Annotated in this window: 9 protein-coding genes; 6 read left to right on the top strand and 3 right to left on the bottom strand. The window is 68.7% G+C overall.

The window, feature by feature from the left end:
• Positions 1-56 precede the first annotated feature (56 nt).
• Both BMW26_RS14235 and BMW26_RS14230 read left to right on the top strand, forming a co-directional pair.
• Positions 57-9,026: a DUF5979 domain-containing protein gene (locus tag BMW26_RS14235; RefSeq protein ID WP_072591806.1), complete on the top strand. Its 8,970-nt coding sequence runs from the start codon at positions 57-59 to the stop codon at positions 9,024-9,026.
• Positions 9,023-10,033 carry an alpha/beta fold hydrolase gene (locus BMW26_RS14230; protein ID WP_198032330.1) on the top strand — a complete coding sequence of 337 codons (1,011 nt, stop codon included), beginning with the start codon at positions 9,023-9,025 and terminating at the stop codon, positions 10,031-10,033. The genes BMW26_RS14235 and BMW26_RS14230 overlap by 4 nt, the downstream gene beginning before the upstream one ends.
• Before the next feature lie 39 nt (positions 10,034-10,072).
• Here the strand turns inward: BMW26_RS14230 and BMW26_RS14225 are convergent, their stop codons facing one another.
• The 3 genes from BMW26_RS14225 to BMW26_RS14215 are packed head-to-tail and all read right to left on the bottom strand — an operon-like array spanning position 10,073 to position 13,886.
• Positions 10,073-11,692: an MFS transporter gene (locus BMW26_RS14225; protein WP_072591805.1), complete on the bottom strand. Its 1,620-nt coding sequence runs from the start codon at positions 11,690-11,692 to the stop codon at positions 10,073-10,075.
• Positions 11,689-12,423 carry an ion channel gene (locus tag BMW26_RS14220; protein WP_072591804.1) on the bottom strand — a complete coding sequence of 245 codons (735 nt, stop codon included), beginning with the start codon at positions 12,421-12,423 and terminating at the stop codon, positions 11,689-11,691. The genes BMW26_RS14225 and BMW26_RS14220 overlap by 4 nt, the downstream gene beginning before the upstream one ends.
• Positions 12,420-13,886: a DUF2252 domain-containing protein gene (locus BMW26_RS14215; protein ID WP_072591803.1), complete on the bottom strand. Its 1,467-nt coding sequence runs from the start codon at positions 13,884-13,886 to the stop codon at positions 12,420-12,422. The genes BMW26_RS14220 and BMW26_RS14215 overlap by 4 nt, the downstream gene beginning before the upstream one ends.
• Before the next feature lie 257 nt (positions 13,887-14,143).
• Between BMW26_RS14215 and BMW26_RS14210 the strand changes: the two genes are divergently transcribed.
• From BMW26_RS14210 to BMW26_RS14195, 4 genes are read left to right on the top strand one after another with little or no spacing between them, the layout of a single operon-like run.
• Complete coding sequence (locus tag BMW26_RS14210) at positions 14,144-15,076, top strand: ATP-binding cassette domain-containing protein (RefSeq protein WP_072591802.1); 933 nt, start codon at positions 14,144-14,146, stop codon at positions 15,074-15,076.
• The gene (locus tag BMW26_RS17795) at positions 15,073-15,915 is read left to right on the top strand and encodes a hypothetical protein (protein WP_072591801.1); all 843 of its coding nucleotides are present in this window, start codon (positions 15,073-15,075) and stop codon (positions 15,913-15,915) included. The genes BMW26_RS14210 and BMW26_RS17795 overlap by 4 nt, the downstream gene beginning before the upstream one ends.
• On the top strand, positions 15,912-17,102 hold the full coding sequence (locus BMW26_RS17790) for a sensor histidine kinase (protein WP_072591800.1): 1,191 nt from the start codon (positions 15,912-15,914) through the stop codon (positions 17,100-17,102). The genes BMW26_RS17795 and BMW26_RS17790 overlap by 4 nt, the downstream gene beginning before the upstream one ends.
• Positions 17,099-17,785, top strand: a complete 687-nt coding sequence (locus BMW26_RS14195) for a response regulator (RefSeq protein ID WP_072591799.1) — start codon at positions 17,099-17,101, stop codon at positions 17,783-17,785. Before BMW26_RS17790 ends, BMW26_RS14195 begins: the two co-directional genes overlap by 4 nt.
• The last annotated feature ends 41 nt before the right edge of the window (positions 17,786-17,826 follow it).

Raw genomic sequence — 17,826 nt, 5'->3', positions numbered from 1 at the left:
TCTTCGGGACCTTCCTACGCTGGCCTGATCCACGCAGGCTCAGGGGGGTCATCGACATGGAACGGCGACGACGGTTTCTCGCAGGACTCACCGTGCTCGCGCTCGCCGCGGCATCCTTGGCCTTCGGAGCGGCGCCGGCCTTCGCGGTGGCGGCGTTCTCGATCCAGAAGTCCGCAGTCGAGGCGGGCCCCTTCGGACCCGGCGACACGGTGACCTATCAGATCACCGTCAACTGCTCGTCGGTGAACGACCCCGGCTGCCTCAACACCGTCATCAGCGACGAGCTCCCGGATCCGCTCCTGTTCAACCCGGCGATCGCGAATCCGGTCACGGTGCAGATCAACCCGCCAGCCGGACAGCCCGCCGGCGACTACGACCTCGACGTGGACACGGCGGAGAACAGCTTCGCCATCACCCCTGGGCTGGATCTCACCGCAGACCCGGTCATCTGGCCCGCGGGATACAGCATGACGGTGACCGTCAACGCGATCGTCGACCCTGCGGCCGATGGCACGTGGGACGGTGCGACGGTGACGAACACGGCCACGGCGGTCGCCGACAACGCGCCGGCCACGCCGGCGACCGCGGACGTCGTGCTCGCCGTGGACACGACGCTCGAGTCGAGCATCGACAAGACGGTCGCGCCGACGAGCACCCTTCCGGCGGTACCCGGTGAGGTGGTCGACTGGACGGTCACTCCCGGGAACGCCTCGAACCAGAACGTCGACACGATCGTCATCCAGGACCCGGTGACACCCCCGGGAGAGTTCGGCGGCTACCTCGATGTGACCGGCTACGACATCACGCCTCCGGACGGAACGGAGTCGACGACGACGGAGTACTTCGTCGACGGCACCTGGACGACGACAGCCCCGGATCCGATCAGCGAGTCCGGCGGTGTCCGTGTGACCTTCACCGGAACCTTCGCGCCCGGGGCCACGGGAGAGGTCGTCGTCCACACGGTCACGAACGACGCCGTCACATCGATTCCGGATGACACCGACGTGACGGTCGTCAACGATGCGTCGTCGACGGTCGCCCGCGCCGGAGAATCCAGCGACCCCACGACGGACTCGGCGTCCGTCGTGATCGCCCAGCGCCTCCCCGACGTCACGATCGAGAAGTCGTTCAGCGACAACACGCTCGTCAGCGGCCAGAGCGCCACCGCCGGCATCGTCGCCACCGTCGGATCCCAGAACGTCCAGACGCTCACCGTCACCGAGCCGACTGCGGGCGCCGCGACCTTCACCGAGCAGGGGCTGCGGTTCGACGGATTCGGCGATGTGGAATGGCCCGTCGCCGCGACCGCTGCCGAGATCACCTATCAGTACAGCGACTGCGCAGCCAGCACGGAATCGACGACCACTCCCGATACGCTGCCCGAGCCCACCGACGGCTGCACGGTCGAGGGATTCACCATCGTCTACTCGGCCGAGGGGGATGCGATCGTCGCCGGTTCCTACGCGGCGATCCCCATCGACATCACGGCGCTGCCGACCGACGACGCGGTGGCGAGCACCAACGCGGTAGACACCGCCGCCGAGAACAGCGCCGGCCAGATCGGCATCGATGACGCGTCCGCCCCGTTCACGATCGACCCCCTCACGCTCGACACCTCCGTGACCAAGTCCATCGCTCCGGACACGATCTGGGGAGTGCCGGGAACCGACGCGGATGTCACGCTGACGGGCAACGTCACGCCGGAATCCACGACGGGATCCGAGCGCCTCGTCATCTCCGACCCGGCGGACCCGCAGGCCGACACGGCGTTCTGGGATGCCTTCACGGCCACGGAGATCACGAACACGGACATCCCGGCATGCACGACTCTCACCGTCCGCTACTGGCAGGAACCGGACGGGCCGTGGACCGACTTCCCGGACGCGACGGAGGTGCCGGGCCCGGAGTCGCTGTGGTCGTACGAGATCCCCGCGGATCTCCAGGACGACATCGGCGGCATCCAGCTCGAATACCTGCCGCTGGATGCGGACGGCTGTCCGGTTCTGCTCCCGCCCGGGTTCACGGTCGCCACGCACATCGGCGTCGACCTGACCGACGCGCAGGACGAGGAGGCGACCTTCGCCAACACCGCGCAGTCGCTCGTCGACAACCCCGATGCCGGGGGGGAGAAGACCGCGGACGCATCGGATGACGTCGACGTGCTGCCCATCGACGGCGGGGTCGGACCGGACTTCCTCGACAAGCAGTGGTTGCAGGACGACGTTCCCGCGCTGTCGGGCGAACGCCGCACCGCCCGGCTCCTCTGGTCGACGGAGGGGCTGAACATCAGCAGCATGACCCTCACCGACATCTCCGAGACGGCGGACCCGGCCGATACGGCGGGATCGGTCTACGACGCGTGGAACCTCGTCGCCATCGATCCGATCACGACGACGACCGACCCCCTGATCGCGGGAGACGTCGTCTCCGAGGTCGCGCTGTACCTGGACGGGGCGGGATGGACCGACATCACCGCGCAGGCATGCGCGGCAGGATGCGACGGGGAGTTCGGCGGCTACACGCTCACCGAGGCGCAGAGCGCCGACGCTCTCGCGGTCCGGATCGTGATCTCGGAGGGGACGGACGGCGAGGGCGTCGGGTCGTCGTACGAACGCCGTCCCCTGGATCTGCAGTTCCAGGTGCGCGACACGCTGCGGAGCGTTCCCTCGCAGGCGGTGCTGGGCAACTTCCACGACTACACGTACAACACGGGTGAGCCGGGACTCGTCGACAACACCGCCAGCGCCCGCGGCGTCAACGCAGCGACAGGAGTCGACAGCCTCGACGGCGCGGACGACACGATCCTGATCGTCGATCAGCCCATCAACGCCACGCTCACCAAGACCTTCGATCAGGATCAGCTGGGGCTGCCGGCCGTGGATCCGCCTGCGGACCCGTCCGAGTATCCGCTCATCAGCGCGACCCTCGTGGCCACGAACATCTCTGCCGCCCGGGTGTCCGGCATGGTCATCGACGACCCGACCGCAGGGGAGGCGCTTGCGGACACCGCGTTCGACACCCTCGATCTTCATGACATCGACGCGATCGAGCTGCCCGCGGGCATCTCCGAAGAAGAGACCGCCGTCACTCTCGCCCGCGGTGCGAGTTCGACGGAGTACTCGTATGCCGAGGCCCTCGAGCTCGACGCCACCGACCTCGCCGACGTGACGGGACTCTCCGTCGCGTTCCGCTCGGACGACGGGACCCCGGCGATCCCGACCGGCGCGTCGGGACGAGTCCTGCTGACCTGGCAACTGCGAGACGTGCTGAGGTCGGACCCGGCACAACCCGTCACCGTGACCCCCGCGGGCGAATCGATCGTCAACGACGCCCATGTGCAGCTCGAGAGCCCGGTGCTGGAGGGATGCGCCGACAACCAGTGCGGCACGGGCATCGCGGATGCCGCTGATGAGTTCGCGATCGTCGCGGCGAGTTATGCGATCGAGACGACCAAGACGATCAGTCCCGAATCCGTCTATGAGGACGAATCGACCACGTACGTCACCGAGCTCGGCGGACGACCGAACGGGACCGCGCGCACCACGTCCTTCGAGCTCACCGACAGCACGCCGACGTTCTGGAACACGATGGACTTTGTGGGCGCGCAGATCGCGGTCCCCGCCCCGGTGAACGAAGTGGCGATGGATGTGCTCGTCGATGACGACGCCGGGCGCGACGTCGAGTACGACGAGGTCGCCGGCGATCTCGTCGCCACCTGCAACGGCGCACCGGTGACGGACGCCTCGCCGTGCTGGGAGACCGGCGAGTGGATCGCATCGCCCACGCCGTCGACCGTTCAGCTCGACCCACCGGCGGGTGTCGACGCGGACACGATCGTGGGCGTGCGCTTCAGCGCGCGTCAGGTGGACGCGGACGGCGAGATCCTGCAGTGGGAGCGTCCCTTCAACCCGCAGCTCACGTTCGCAGTGACCACCGAGCGTCGGGAGTTCCTGCGCAGCGACCCCGATGTCCTCGTCTCGACCACCCGGCCCGATCTGCAGCCGAACCCCGGCCAGACGGAGCTGGGCGTGATCAGCGACGACGTGCAGTCGTACAGCACGGCGCAGTTCGGTCCTGATCAGGTCTTCGAGCAGGAAGGCCAGGCATCCGATTCGACCGTGGTGCTGCATCGCCCGAACACGGTCGAGGTCACGAAGACCCGCGGATCGTCGGCGCTCGTGAGCGCCTCCGGCACGATCCCCTATGTCATCACCGTCGCCAACACCGGGCAGTGGGACATGACCGGCTTCGAGGTGGTCGACCAGATCGAGACGGATGCCGAGGGCTCGCTGCTCGTCGAACCCACTCCGCCGGCGTATGCCTTCGCGCTCAGCGGCTCCGGTGCCCCCACCGAGGACCCTGGCTTCAGCGCCGAGCTGGATGAGGCCACCGGTCTGCTCACCATCACTGCGCCCGACGACTTCGTGTTCGAGGCCGGCTGGACGCTGACGGTGACCGCGCCGCTGCGGTTCCGCGACGACCTCACCCCGGACACGACCGTCGGCAACACGGTGACCGTCAGCTCCGACCGCCTCTTCGAGACCTGCCAGGGCACGACGGTGATCGACGGTACCGATCTCGCGCCGAAGAGTCCCGAGTCCGGTGTCGCGACCTGCGCGGCCGACACGGAGGTCACGCCGCTCGCCAGTGCGGCGATCTCGGCGAAGAAGTACGTCAAGGGAACGGGCGCGGGCGACCCCGCCACAGCCGACGACGATCTGGGCGTGCTCAACGTCAGCGGCGACGCGGCGGCGTGCGACCCGTCGCTGCCGGGCGTCGTGGACGACGGCTACCACTCGTTCCCGTGCGCCCCTGTCACCCGCCCGGGAGGCGAGGAGTCGTGGCGCATCGACTTCACCAACAACGGCAACACGAGTGCCAGAGTGGTGGCGGCGGTCGACACGCTGCCCACGGTCGGCGACCAGGGCGTGATCGTCGCCGCGGACCGAGGGTCTCAGTTCCCGGTGACGCTGTCGGGCACCCTCGCTGCGAACTTCGCCTCCCTCCAGGACAGCGCGTATGCCACGTACGGCATCTATCTCTCTCCGGCTCAGCTCAGCCAGTCCTGCAACGACAACGCGATCAAGGTGTTCACCGAGGATGCCGCCGTCGACCCCGCCTGCGACTTCCAATGGGAGCTGGCGAGCGATGCCACGCCGCCCGAGACGCTGGCCGCCGCGCGCAGCGTGCTCCTCGTGCTCGAGTACGACAACCCCGACGCCCTCTCGCCGGCACCAGGACTTCGTCCGGGCGAGACGCTGCGACTCACCTACGAGACGCAGACGCCGTTCGTGCTGCCGGCGGCGTCGGCCGTGCCGTCGGGTCTTCCCGTCGCCTACAACTCCTTCGCCACCGCATCCCGCTCCAACGCCACCGTCTCGCAGCCCGAGCGGCCCTCTCTCGTGGTCGAACCGCAGAAGGTGGGCGTCGCGGCGGCCACCGGCCAGCTGCTCCTCGCCAAGGACGTGCAGGCGCCGGAGTTCTCCACCGACATCGAGCTGCCGGCGAGCTACCCGCTTCTCGTGACCTGCACCTCCGGCGGCGAGGCCGTCACCCTGCTGCGTGCAGACGGCAGCGACGCGAGCCGTCCGTCGGTCGACGCCGACGGCACCGTGCTCCAGTACAACAGCGAGACCGGACCCGTGAACCTGCCCCTCTTCTCGACCTGCACCGTGGCCGAAGACCCGGTGCTCCCGGGGGTGACGGTGACCGTGGATCCCGAGACCGGAGTGACCGCCGATCGGGACTGGAGTGAAGAGCCGTCGATCTGGGACCCCTACAGCGGTGACCCCGAGCAGGCGGCGATCACCGTCATCAACGACTTCGCCGCCGGTGGGTTCTCCGTCGCGAAGAGCGTCGACAACGGCGGTGCCTCCGACGAGAACGGTGAGCCCGTCGCCTACACGCGCACGTATTCCTTCGAGGCGACCTGCAGCTATCTCGGGCAGGAGGCGATCCCCGAGGCCGACCGGCAGTTCACGCTGCAGGACGGCGACATCCGGACCTTCGCCGACCTCCCTGCCGGATCCGAGTGCTCGGTCTCCGAGACCGACGCGGGCGGCGCGGCGCAGACCACCATCGTCGTCACGGAGGACGGGGTGGTGGGCGATGAGGTCGTCGCCGACGAGACCTCCTTCACGATCCTCCCGTATGCAGACGGACCGTCGGCGGCGCTGACCGTCGTCGGCGTCGAGAACGCGTTCACCACCGGTGCCGTCGAGGTCACGAAGTCGATCGCGGGCGCCGGGGGAGATGAGTGGGGCGGTGCGACCTTCACCGTCGAGATGGTGTGCACGCTCGAGGGTGCGACCCCGGATCCGGTGTACTCGGACTCCGCCACTCTCAGTCGAGACGACCCCACCTGGCTGGTCGAGGATCTTCCCACCGGTGCCGAGTGCACGGTGACGGAGACGGCTGACGGCAGCGCCAATTCGAGCACGGGTCCCGTCACCGTCGTGGTCGGGGACGACCCGGCGACTCCCGTCGAGGCAGATGTGACCAACACGTTCACGGTCGGCGCCCTCCAGGTGCAGAAGGAGCTCGTCGGCGCGCCGGCCGCGGAGCTGGATCCGGCGATCCAGGACGAGTACCTGATCAGCCTCGCCTGCACACGGGACGTCAACGGCGTCATCACCGACATCGAGATTCCCGGCGGACCCACCCGCATCATCGTCGGTGCGGGCAGCGCGCTCTATCAGGGCCTGCCGACCGGAGCCGCATGCACGGTCTCGGAGCCCGAGGCGGGGCACGCCACCGGCACGACGATCAGTCCGGCCCAGCCGGTCATCATCGGCGACGACGTGACGCCCGTGGAGGTGTCCGTCACGAACGAGTTCGACAACGGCTCGGTGTCGGTCGAGAAGACCGTGGAGGCTCCCGACGGGTTCCCCGTGCCTGCGGAGTACACCGCGACGGTGTCGTGCGACTGGTTCGGTGCCGAGGTGCCTCTGGTCGATGACGGGGTCGTCACGCTCGTCCCGGGCGCAGCCCCGGTCGTCATCCCCGACGTTCCGGTCGGCTCGGTCTGCACGGTCGCCGAGGACGACGCCGGTCAGACGGCCGCCGTCGTCACTCCCGAGGCCGTCACCGTGACGGCAGCGGATCAGGTGTTCGCGCTCACCGTCGAGAACTCCTACGAGTGGGCGGCGCTCGAGGTCGGCAAGATCGTCGAATCCGACAGCCCGTTCGTGCCCACCGGTTTCGAGTTCGAAGTCCTGTGCACCTTCCGCGGAGAGGTCGTGGTGGACGACACGTTCACGCTCGATGCCGGCCAGACCGAGGTGATCTCGCCCATCCCCGCACGCTCGGAGTGCACCGTCACCGAGACGGACGACCGGGGGGCCGACGACACGATCACCGCGGCCGAGGTCGTCGGAGCAGACGGCGAGCTGGCACCGCAGATCGACCAGGAGAGCCGCACGGTGGTGATCCCCGAGCTGCAGCCGGGCACCGACACCACCGTCAACACCGTCACCTACACGAACCTGTACGACGCAACGGCGCTGCTGCTGGTGAAGGATCTCGAGGGTGCGGGTGCCGAGCAGTTCGGATCCGACGAGACCTTCACCTTCACCGTCGTCTGCGTGCTCGCCGGCGAGACGGTGCTGTCGACCTCTGTCGAGCTGAATGCGGCGAACGGATGGTCGACGCCGCTGACGGATGTCGTTCCGGGATCCGAATGCACCGTGACCGAGGACGACCTCAACGGGGCGGATGCCGTGGTGATCGAGCCCAATGACGGTGCGGACACCTCTGTCGGCATCGGCGTGGTGCCGGTGACCGGCGGCCTCGTCACCGTGACCGCGACGAACTGGTATCTCACCGGCTCGCTCGAGGTGACGAAGACGTTCGCGGGCGACGGCGTCGAGAAGTTCGGCAACGCCGCGTATGAGCTGCGGCTCACGTGCGTCCGTGACGGAGAGGTCGTCGGCATCCCCGACGGGGCAGTGCGGGTCGTCAGCGCCGACTCTCCGACGGCACTGTGGGAGGAGCTTCCGACCGGGTCCGCCTGCCGCCTCACCGAGGTCGATGACGGCGGTGCCAGCTCGACGGCGATCCTGAACTCCGCAGGAGAGGTCGTCGCCGGTGATGGCGAGAGCTACGCGTTCACGGTGCAGACGGACCCGTCGATCCTGAGCGTCGACGACCAGCCACAGCCAGGACTGGACGTGCAGAACACCTTCGACCTCGCACAGGTCTCTGTGTCGAAGACGGTCGATGGCGGCGGAGCCGTGGCCGCGGACGGCGAACCCGTCGCATACGGACCCTTCGAGGTGACCCTCGAATGCGTCTGGGACGAGCAGCAGGTGCAGGCGCTGGAGCCCATGACCCGGACGATCGCCGATGGAGAGACGATCACGTGGACCGAGCTTCCGCAGGGCGCCGAGTGCGGAGTCACGGAGACCGATCCGGCGGATGCCGACTACACCACCCTGGTCGTGACCGAGGGCGGACAGGCAGGCGACGCCGTCGCCGGAACCACAGCGGAGCTCGCACCGCTCCCGGATGTGGACTCCTCGGATCAGACGTCTGTGGCGATCACCAACGTGTTCACCACCGGTGATCTCCGCATCACGAAGATCGTCGACGGATCGGGTGCGGACGCCGTCTCCCGGCTCTTCCCGGTGCAGGTGACATGCGTGCTCATCGATTCGTCCCACCCGGAACCCGGCCTCGTCGTCCTCGACTCGTCGTACGAGATCGGTGGACCGGACCGAGCGACGGCGCAGATCGAGGGAGTGCCCTCGGGCAGCGATTGCGTGGTCACCGAGACGGACACGGGCGGGGCGACCGAGACGAGGATCACGGTCGACGGTGAAGAGGTTCCCGGAACATCGACCACGGTCACGGTCTCCGATCAGACCATCGGCCTCGTCTTCACGAACACGTTCATCGCACCTCTTCCCTCCACGGGACTCGACGCGCGGGACGCATGGCTTGCGATCGGCGCGGGCATCGCCGTGCTCGGGGGCGGGGTTCTGCTCCTCGTCCGGGCGAGAAGGCGACGGCTGCGCTGGCTACCATGACCGACGACACCGGCCGAGCCGTCATCGCGGATCTGTGCCGCATCCCCAACCCCGACGCGATCGATCGCACCGCGTACGTCGAGCTGGGAGGTGTCGCGCAGTTCGTCTCGATCCGAGGTCGGGATGCCCGCAACCCGGTCCTCGTCGTCTGCCACGGCGGACCGGCGCTTCCCGCTCTGCCGTCGTCGTGGATCTGGCAGCGCGCTGTCGAGGACTACTTCACCGTCGTCAACTACGACCAGCGCGCCAGCGGCAGGTCTGCGGTCGGCGCGCATGACGGGATGGACCTGAGCGTCGCGCGGTACGTCGACGATCTCGTGGAGCTGATCACGTGGCTCCAGCGCGAACTGGGCGTGCGCAGGGTGGGGGTCCTCGGCCATAGCTGGGGGACGATCATCGGCATCACGGTGGCTGAGCGGCGACCCGATCTGCTCTGGGCCTACATCGGGGTCGGGCAGGTGATCTCCGGCCCCGAGAACGAGGCCGAGAGCTTCGCGTTCGCGATGCGCAGTGCGATCGCCGATCAGAACGACGACGCCGTCGCCGAACTCGAGTCGCTCGGCGAGTATCCCGGAGCGCAGCCGCTCACGCTGGAGCGCATCGTGACATGCAGGAGGTGGGCGCAGCACTACGGCGGGCTGTCTGCCTATCGGTCGGAGTCCGCGTACTTCACGGACTCCGAAGCACTCTCGCCGTACTACACGGAGGACGAGGTGGAACTCATCAGCGTCGGGCAGCAGGTGACCATGCCGCAGGTGCTGCCCGCTCTGCTGTCGTTCGACGCGAGCGACAGGACCGCGTTCGACGTGCCGATGCTCCAGTTCCTCGGACGCCATGACTGGACGACTCCCACGCCACCCGTCGAACGGTGGATCGAACGCGTGTCCACTCCGTCGACGCACGTCGTCTGGTTCGAGAACTCCGCCCACCTCTGCATGCTCGAGGAGCCGGGGAAGTTCGTCGTGAGCCTCGTGGAGCTGGCACTGCCGCACGCGGACACCGCCTGATCCGGCGGGCGGCGCTCGCCGCGGAATGATCAGACCCGGTCATCCGTCGACGACCCTGTCTTCGCGTCGTCGACGGACCTCGATCTCCCGAGGGATGCCGCGCGAGAAGAACAGCGCCAGGAGGCTGATGAGGATGAGTCCGAAGAACGCGACACGCAGCGAGGAGAGCTGCGATTCGCGGTAGATCTCGGCCAGTGCTTCTGCGTCGTCGGCGCTGAGCCTCGCCTCCTCGGCGATCGCGGGAACGGCCGACGCGGGAACGATCGTGACGCCGTGCTCGGTCGACGCGGCCACCGAGGCTCGGGTCGTCGCGGAGAGGTCGCTCGCGGCCACTCCGGAGGCGAACGAGGTCGACAGGGCCCCGATCAGGATCGACCCGATGAGTGCGGTGCCGAGTGATGATCCCAGATTCTGGAAGACCCCCTGCAGACCGCCCACCTCGCTCGTCTCCTTCGCGCTCACGCTCGACATGTTGACGTTGCCCAGCTGCGAGGCGAGCAGCCCGAGGGCCGCACCCGAAAGGAACATGCCGACGGCGAAGAGGCCGCTGCGCAGGTCGCTCGTCGCCGATCCGAGCAGCACCAGCGCGCTGAAGACCAGAAGGAGCTGACCGATCCGCACGATGGTGCGAGGGGACATCCGCTTCGTGAGGGCGGTGCCGACGATGGAGAACAGCACCAGGGCCACCGAGAGCGGGAAGATCCTGATGCCGGTCTGAAGGGCATCCAGCCCGAGCGTCATCTGCAGGTACACCGGCACCATGAAGAAGAGTCCCGCCGTCACGGCGTACTGCGCGCCGAGCACCGAGAGGCCGCTGCGAAGAGAGCTGATCCGGAACACCTCGACGGTGACGAGGGGCTGACGCCCGACGCGCACGAGCATCCGCTGCCTGGCGATGAACAGCGCGACGAGCAGCACGCCGACGACGATGAGCCACGCCGCGAGCGAGATGCCGAGCGGCGCGACCGGCACGCCCCCGATGACGGGGATGCGCAGGGGCACGATCCATCCCCACACCTTGCTCTGCAGCATCCCGAAGACGACAGCGACGAGGCCCGCTGACGACAGCGCGACGCTCAGGAGGTCGATGCGGATGCGGACCCGCTCGGTGGCGTCGGTGATGATCCGGGCGCACAGCACCACCCCGATCATGATCACCACCTCTGCAGCGAACACGTAGCGCCAGTCGAAGTACGTCGTGACGAAGCCCCCGATGAGCGGACCGGCGGCCACCGCGGCCCCCGAGACCGCGCCGATGACGGCGAACGCGGTGACCCGTTCGCGTCCCTGATAGTTGTCGGCGACGAGCGCGGCGATGGCGGGTATCACCAGCACGGCGCCGAGCCCCTCGATGACCGACCAGCCGAGGAACAGGGTCTGCACGTTCGGGCTCACCGCCGTGACCAGCGAGCCGACCGCGTACACGCAGGATCCGATCACGAAGGCTCGCCGCCGACCCCACACATCGCCGAGCTTCGCTCCGAGCAGCATGAAGGCCGCCATCGTCAGCGTGTAGAACGTGATCGCGCCCTGCATCGCGGCCACGGTGGTGTCGAGGTCGTCCACGACCGTCGAGATCGACACGTTCATGACGGTGCCGTCGAGCACCATCACGAACTGCGCGCTGCCGAGCACGATGACGACGTTCCACCTCTTCATGACGCCTCCTGGCGAGAGTCGGGCCGGGTGGCCGGTCGAAGACTGCTGCCGCGCATGATGCGCGCGACCGCGGTGATGAGGAACAGCTGGCCCGTGATCGCCTCGGCGACGGCGACCGCCTGGCTGCCCGATGTCACCGGTGCGAGGTTGCCGTATCCCGTCGTCGTCAGCGTCGTGAAGGAGAAGAAGAGCTGATTCGACAGCGAGTCCTCGCTCCCGTCGCCGAACATCGGAGCGCTCGACACGAGCGACACGAGGTTGAAGACGAAGGTGAACAGCATGCCGACGAGGAGGTAGGCGGTGATCGTCGCCATCAGCGCTTCGAGATTGAATCCACGCCGCCGCGCCTGGTGAGCCACGATCGCGGCCGGAGCGACCAGAAGAGCGGCGATGGATGCGGCCGAGAACATGACGTCCAGGATCCGCCCTTCCGCCCCGACGAGCGTGGCGACGATCGTCGCGATGCCGGCGGTGGCCAGCACGATCCACGCGACGTGCTGGATGACGGCTCGCACGGCGGTGATGTGGAAGACGACGGCGACCGTGGCGAGGATGAGCAGGAAGGCGGACGGACTCGGGTTCGTGGTGCGCTGGACGGCGCAGAGCCAGTAGGAGAGGGTCAGCAGCACGAGGGCGGCCACGTAGCCGGGGACGCCGTGCCTGCCGCGCAGGGCTCTGCGTCCCGCGGCATGCGCGGCGACCGGGCGCCTCGTCTGAAGCGGAGCGCTCATGGCGCGGGTCGTTCGAGATCGGCGGCGGCGAGTCGCCCGGAATCCAACGCGGCGCGGAACGAGGCGAAGTCCCGTTCGTTCTGGTCGGCGTAGGTGTCGGCGAACGCGATGATGGCGCTCTCGAATCCTCGGCCGCGCCCGAGATATCCGGCGATCTCGAGGCGGTCGCCACTGCGGGCGTGGGCCCGGGCGAGGGTCTCACCGCACACCCGTGCGTAGAGCGCGGCGCCTCCGGGAGTCATCGCCTCGGGATCGATCCCGCCCTTCCAGTCCTGGAGCTGGCGGATGTAGAAGTCCCTGGTGACGCCGTCGAGGCTGGTGACGCGCTGCCATCCGAGGAAGATGTCCGAGGCCGCCTGCATCAGTCGCTGCCCGCGAACGACTCGTTCGCCGGCGTGATCGAATTCGCTGGGACCGAGGAACTGCTCCAGCACCGACGGCTGCGCCTCTTTCGCCTGCAGGAGCAGCGGATCGTCGTCGTCGCGTCCGCTGAGGAGGATCACCCACGCGCGGGTGCCCACGCTGCCCACCCCGACCACCTTGCGCGCCATATGCCGGTAGCGGTACTCGGAGAGGGGATGGCGACCGCCGGGCAGAGTCCGTCGGTACTCCTCGAGCAGTTCCCGCATCGCGCTCACGTCGTCGAATCCGTCGTAGCCTGCGGCGAGCTCGTCCACGGGCACGATCAGGGGCGGATTCCCTCGGATCCGCAGCTGGCCGTCCTCGCGGTCCACGAGCTTCGAGAACGACTTCGCGTGATCGCGCTTCCGCGCTCTGGCGAGTGCGGCGTCGAGCCGATCGACCGTCTCGTCGTCGGACCGCCCCTTCCGCCTCGCGGAACGGATGCGCCGCTGCGCGCGGTCCGCGTCGAATCGGTCGTACCAGGCGTCGAGGACCGAAGCGTCGGCAGCGCGGCTCATGGCGATCCGATATCCGCGCACCGCGGCTTCGACGCAGTCGTGGATCTGCGCGGCGGTGAAGCGCCGTTGGCGTCCGGCCACGGCGAAGCTCGTCGCCAGTCGCTTGATGTCCCACTCGAACGGCCCGGGCAGCGTCTCGTCGAAATCGTTCATGTCGAAGATGAGCTGGCGCTCCGGCGTGCCGAACAGCCCGAAGTTCGACAGGTGCGCGTCACCGCAGATCTGTGCGATCACACCGCTGTGAGGTGTCGTCGAGAGATCCGCGGCCATGAGCAGCGCGCTGCCGCGGAAGAAGGCGAACGGAGAAGCCGCCATCCGCGAGTGCCGCACAGGCACGAGCTCTTCGACCCGTGAGGCCGCCTGGCCCTCCAGCAGCCCGATCGGATCGGCGCGATCCGTCGGTGTGATCCACGGCCCCTGGCCCGATCTGGGGGCGCGGATCCGGGCATCCCGTCCTCGGCTGCGCCGCAGGACGAAATCAGGTGCGACCGGGTGCGGTGCTGCAGGTGCTCCCGGTGCGTCGGACGAACGGGTCTTCGCCATCTCGCTCCTCATCTCGGGTGGAACCGGCACGTGAGAAGACGGTCATCGAGATTCTGCGCTCAGTATCGCAGTGCGCGCACCGGTCGGCCAGAGAATGAGCGATGGGCTCATCCGAAGCGGGTGAGGCCGATTCGGGCGGGATCACCGGTGGCATCCCTCTGTAGACCCAGGTACTGCCCGCTCGCCCTGTTCAGGACCGCAGCCCGATGTGCCCGTGCGCGGCCGTTCGTAGCGTCGAAGATGACGAAAGGCGCGACATGATCCGAGTTCAGTCTCTGACCAAGCACTATGGCGAGCGGGTGGCGGTGAACGGAGTCGACTTCACGGTCGAACCGGGCACGGTCACCGGATTCCTGGGGCCGAACGGGGCCGGCAAGTCCACCACCATGCGAATGATCGTGGGTCTGGACAGGCCGACGGCCGGCACGGCGGAGGTGAACGGTCGCCCCTATGCCGATCTGCCTGCGCCGCTGCGCGAGGTGGGCGTCCTGCTCGACGCCCGGTCGGCCCACAGACGCCGTACCGCCTACAAGCATCTGCTCGCGATCGCCGCCACGCACGCGATCGGTGCGGCCCGAGTGCGGGAGGTGATCGGGATCGCGGGTCTGGATGCCGTGGCCGACAGGCGAGTCGGGGGATTCTCGCTCGGCATGAACCAGCGGCTGGGCATCGCCGCCGCCCTGCTGGGGGATCCGCAGACGATCATCCTCGACGAGCCGGTGAACGGTCTCGACCCCGACGGCATCCTGTGGATCAGGGCTCTGCTGCGGCAGCTGGCGGGGGAGGGGAAGACGGTGCTGCTGTCGTCGCATCTGATGAGCGAGATGACCCAGACGGCAGACCATCTGCTCGTGATCGGGCGAGGATCGATCCTCGCCGACGGACCTCTGCACGAGGTGGTCGCCGGTGCGACGCGCTCTGTGGTGCGCGTCCGGACGCGGGAGGCGGACCGACTGGCGGCCCTCCTGACGGGGCCGGAGGCGACGGTCGCGTCGCAGGTCGACGGCGCGCTCGAGATCGAGAACCTCGCCGCGGAGGACATCGCCCGCAGGGCAGCCGACGCGGGGATCGTGCTGCATGAGATCGCCACCATCGAGGGGTCGCTCGAGGACGCCTACCTCGCCCTCACCGCAACCGACACCGAATACCGCGCGGGGGCGCAGCGCACCGAAGAAGGAGCACGACGATGACCATCACGACGAGTCCCCGACGAGCGGATGCCCGCACTCGCCGCCCCGCGTTCCGACACGTGCTGCGCTCGGAGTGGATCAAGCTGTTCAGTCTTCCCTCCGCCGCGCTCGCCCTGATCGGGATCTTCCTGATCGGCATCGGCGGCAGCCTCTTCCTCGGCGTGACGCTGGAATCGTCGGGGGCGCCGTCGGTGCCGTCGATCGAACGCACCATGGCCGACGTCACCGTGCCGACCGTCGTTCTGGGGCAGATCATCGCCGGTATCCTCGGAGTCATGCTGATCGGGGCCGAATACGCATCGGGCTCCATTCAGCCCACCTTCGTCGCCGTGCCCGACCGGCTGCGGATACTGCGCGCGAAAGCGCTCGTCGCATCCACCGCTGTCACGGCTGTCGCCCTGATCACGGTGTTCAGCGCGTGGGCGCTCACCACACCGATCTACGCGCAGTTCGGCCTCGCGGCACCGCTCGCCGCGCCGGGAGTCGTGCTCGCCCTGCTCAGCTCGGCCGCGTACCTCGGACTCTGCGCTCTGTTCGGTGTGGGAATCGGGGCACTGGTGCGGTCGACGACCGCAGGCGCGATCATCGTCTTCCTCGCCACTCTGCTGCTTCCCGTGCTCACGTCGCTGCTTCCCTACGGCCTGATCTCCCGCATCCTGCGGATCGGACAGCTGGGCAACGCGGGCGACGCGATGAGTCGTGTCGGCGCGGAGGGCGGACCGTTCCTCGATCTGTGGGCCGGACACATCAGCGTCGGCGCTGGCTGGCTCATCGCGTCGATCTGGGCAGCGGTCGCGCTCGCCGCGGGTGCGCTCGCTCTGCGCACGAGAGACGTATGAGTGGGCGGAGATCAGACCTCGCGATGCTCGGGGTCTACGCGGCCGTGTCGCTGGTGCTCGGCTATCTGTCTGTGGAGTCCTCGCTGACGACTCCGGCGTGGGCGCTGGTGGCGCTCTTCGTCGCCGGCGTCGCAGCGGTTCTCGTGTCGCGACGGCATCCGCTGGCGGCCTTCATCGTCGTGCTCGTGCTCCTGCCCCTGTCGTTCGCCGGCGGCTCCGGTGCCGAAGCGGTGCTGGTCGTCGGCGCGCTGTACCGCAGCGGCGTCGTCGCCCGCCCGCAGCGGGCGTGGCTGGCATTCGCCGCCGCGGCGGCGACCGGAACGATCGCTGCACTGGTGCTCGCGATCCGGGTGCGCGTCGGTCCGCCCCTGCTCGGGCTGGCGCCGCGGGTCGACGTGGACGCTTGGCCACTGGACTGGCTCGGGATCAGCGCGGTCGTGATCGCCGTCGCATTGATCGCCACCCTCGTCGGACTCGACGTCGGCCATCGGCGTCGCGAGCTGCAGGCACTCGCGGAGCGCGCGGAGCAGATGCGCCGAGAGCGGGACCAGGAGGCGCACATCGCCGCCGTCCTCGAGCGCGAGAGGATCTCGCGGGAGATGCATGACGTGATCGCCCACAGCCTCGCCGTGATGATCGCCGTCGCCGACGGTGCGCAGGCATCCGCGGAATCGCGCCCCGAGGAATCGCGTCGTGCGATCGGACGTGTCGCCGAGACCGGGCGCCGCACCCTCGTCGAGATGCGTCGCCTGCTCACCTCCGTCCGCGGTGAGTCCGACGCCGTCGACCGCCAGCGGGTGCAGGCCAGCATGGAGCGCATCCCCGCCCTCGTCGCCGAATCGCGCAGCGCAGGACTGCCGGTCAGGTTCGAGCAGGTCGGTGCCATCGACCTCGATGCCATGGTCGGGCTCACGGTGTACCGCGTCGTGCAGGAAGCGCTGACCAACGTTCTCCGGCACGCGCGCGAGGTGCAGGACGTGCTGGTGAGGATCAGCGTCGCCGACGAGCGACTGTCGATCCTCGTGGAGGATCGATCCGCGCCGGCGGTGCCGATCATCGATCCGGGCCGCGGCCTCGTCGGCATCCGCGAGCGCGCCGCGTTCTATGACGGACACGTCGAGGCGGGGCCCCGACCGGGCGGCGGCTGGCGCGTGTTCGTGCGACTTCAGACGAAGGCAGCGGGATGACCCCGGACGCACCCACCGATCGGATCCGCGTGCTGATCGCCGACGACCAGGAGCTCGTCCGCTACGGCCTCCGTCTCGTGCTCGAGGCGGAGGACGACGTGCACGTGGTCGGCGAAGCGGCCGACGGCGCCTCCGCCGTCGAGGCCGCGATCGCGCTGACCCCCGACGTCATCCTGATGGATGTGCGGATGCCGGGGATCGACGGAATCCGGGCCACGCAGGACCTGGCCGCGCGTCTGCCGCGGACCAGGGTGCTGGTGCTGACCACGTACGATCTCGACGAGTTCGCCTTCGGAGCCCTGCAGGCCGGGGCCGCCGGATTCCTGCTCAAGAACACGAGACCGGCCGAGCTCGTCGCCGCGATCCGCACGGTCGCCACCGGTGATGCGGTGGTCGCACCCCGCATCACCGCGAAGCTCATCGAGGTCGCCCTGCCGCACCTCGCGCCGCCGGACGCCGGGGCCCGGGAGGGCGCGCTCTCGGCGCTGACCGAGCGGGAACGTGACGTCTTCCTGCAGGTCGCGCGCGGCCTCGCCAACAGCGAGATCGCGCAGACGCTGCATCTGAGCGAGTCGACGGTCAAGGCGCATTTCGGCCGCATCCTGGTGAAGCTCGATCTGCCCAGTCGCGTCCAGGCGGTGATCCTGGCCTACGAGCTCGGAATCGTGAGCCCGGGCAGCTGAGACCGCGGGCCGGTCCGGGCGTCGCATCTTGCCAGACTCGT

This window comes from Microbacterium sp. 1.5R (genome assembly GCF_001889265.1).
Classification (GTDB): Bacteria; Actinomycetota; Actinomycetes; order Actinomycetales; family Microbacteriaceae; genus Microbacterium.
Note: the sequence above shows the minus strand (reverse complement) of the source record. Positions and strands in the feature narration are given on the sequence as shown.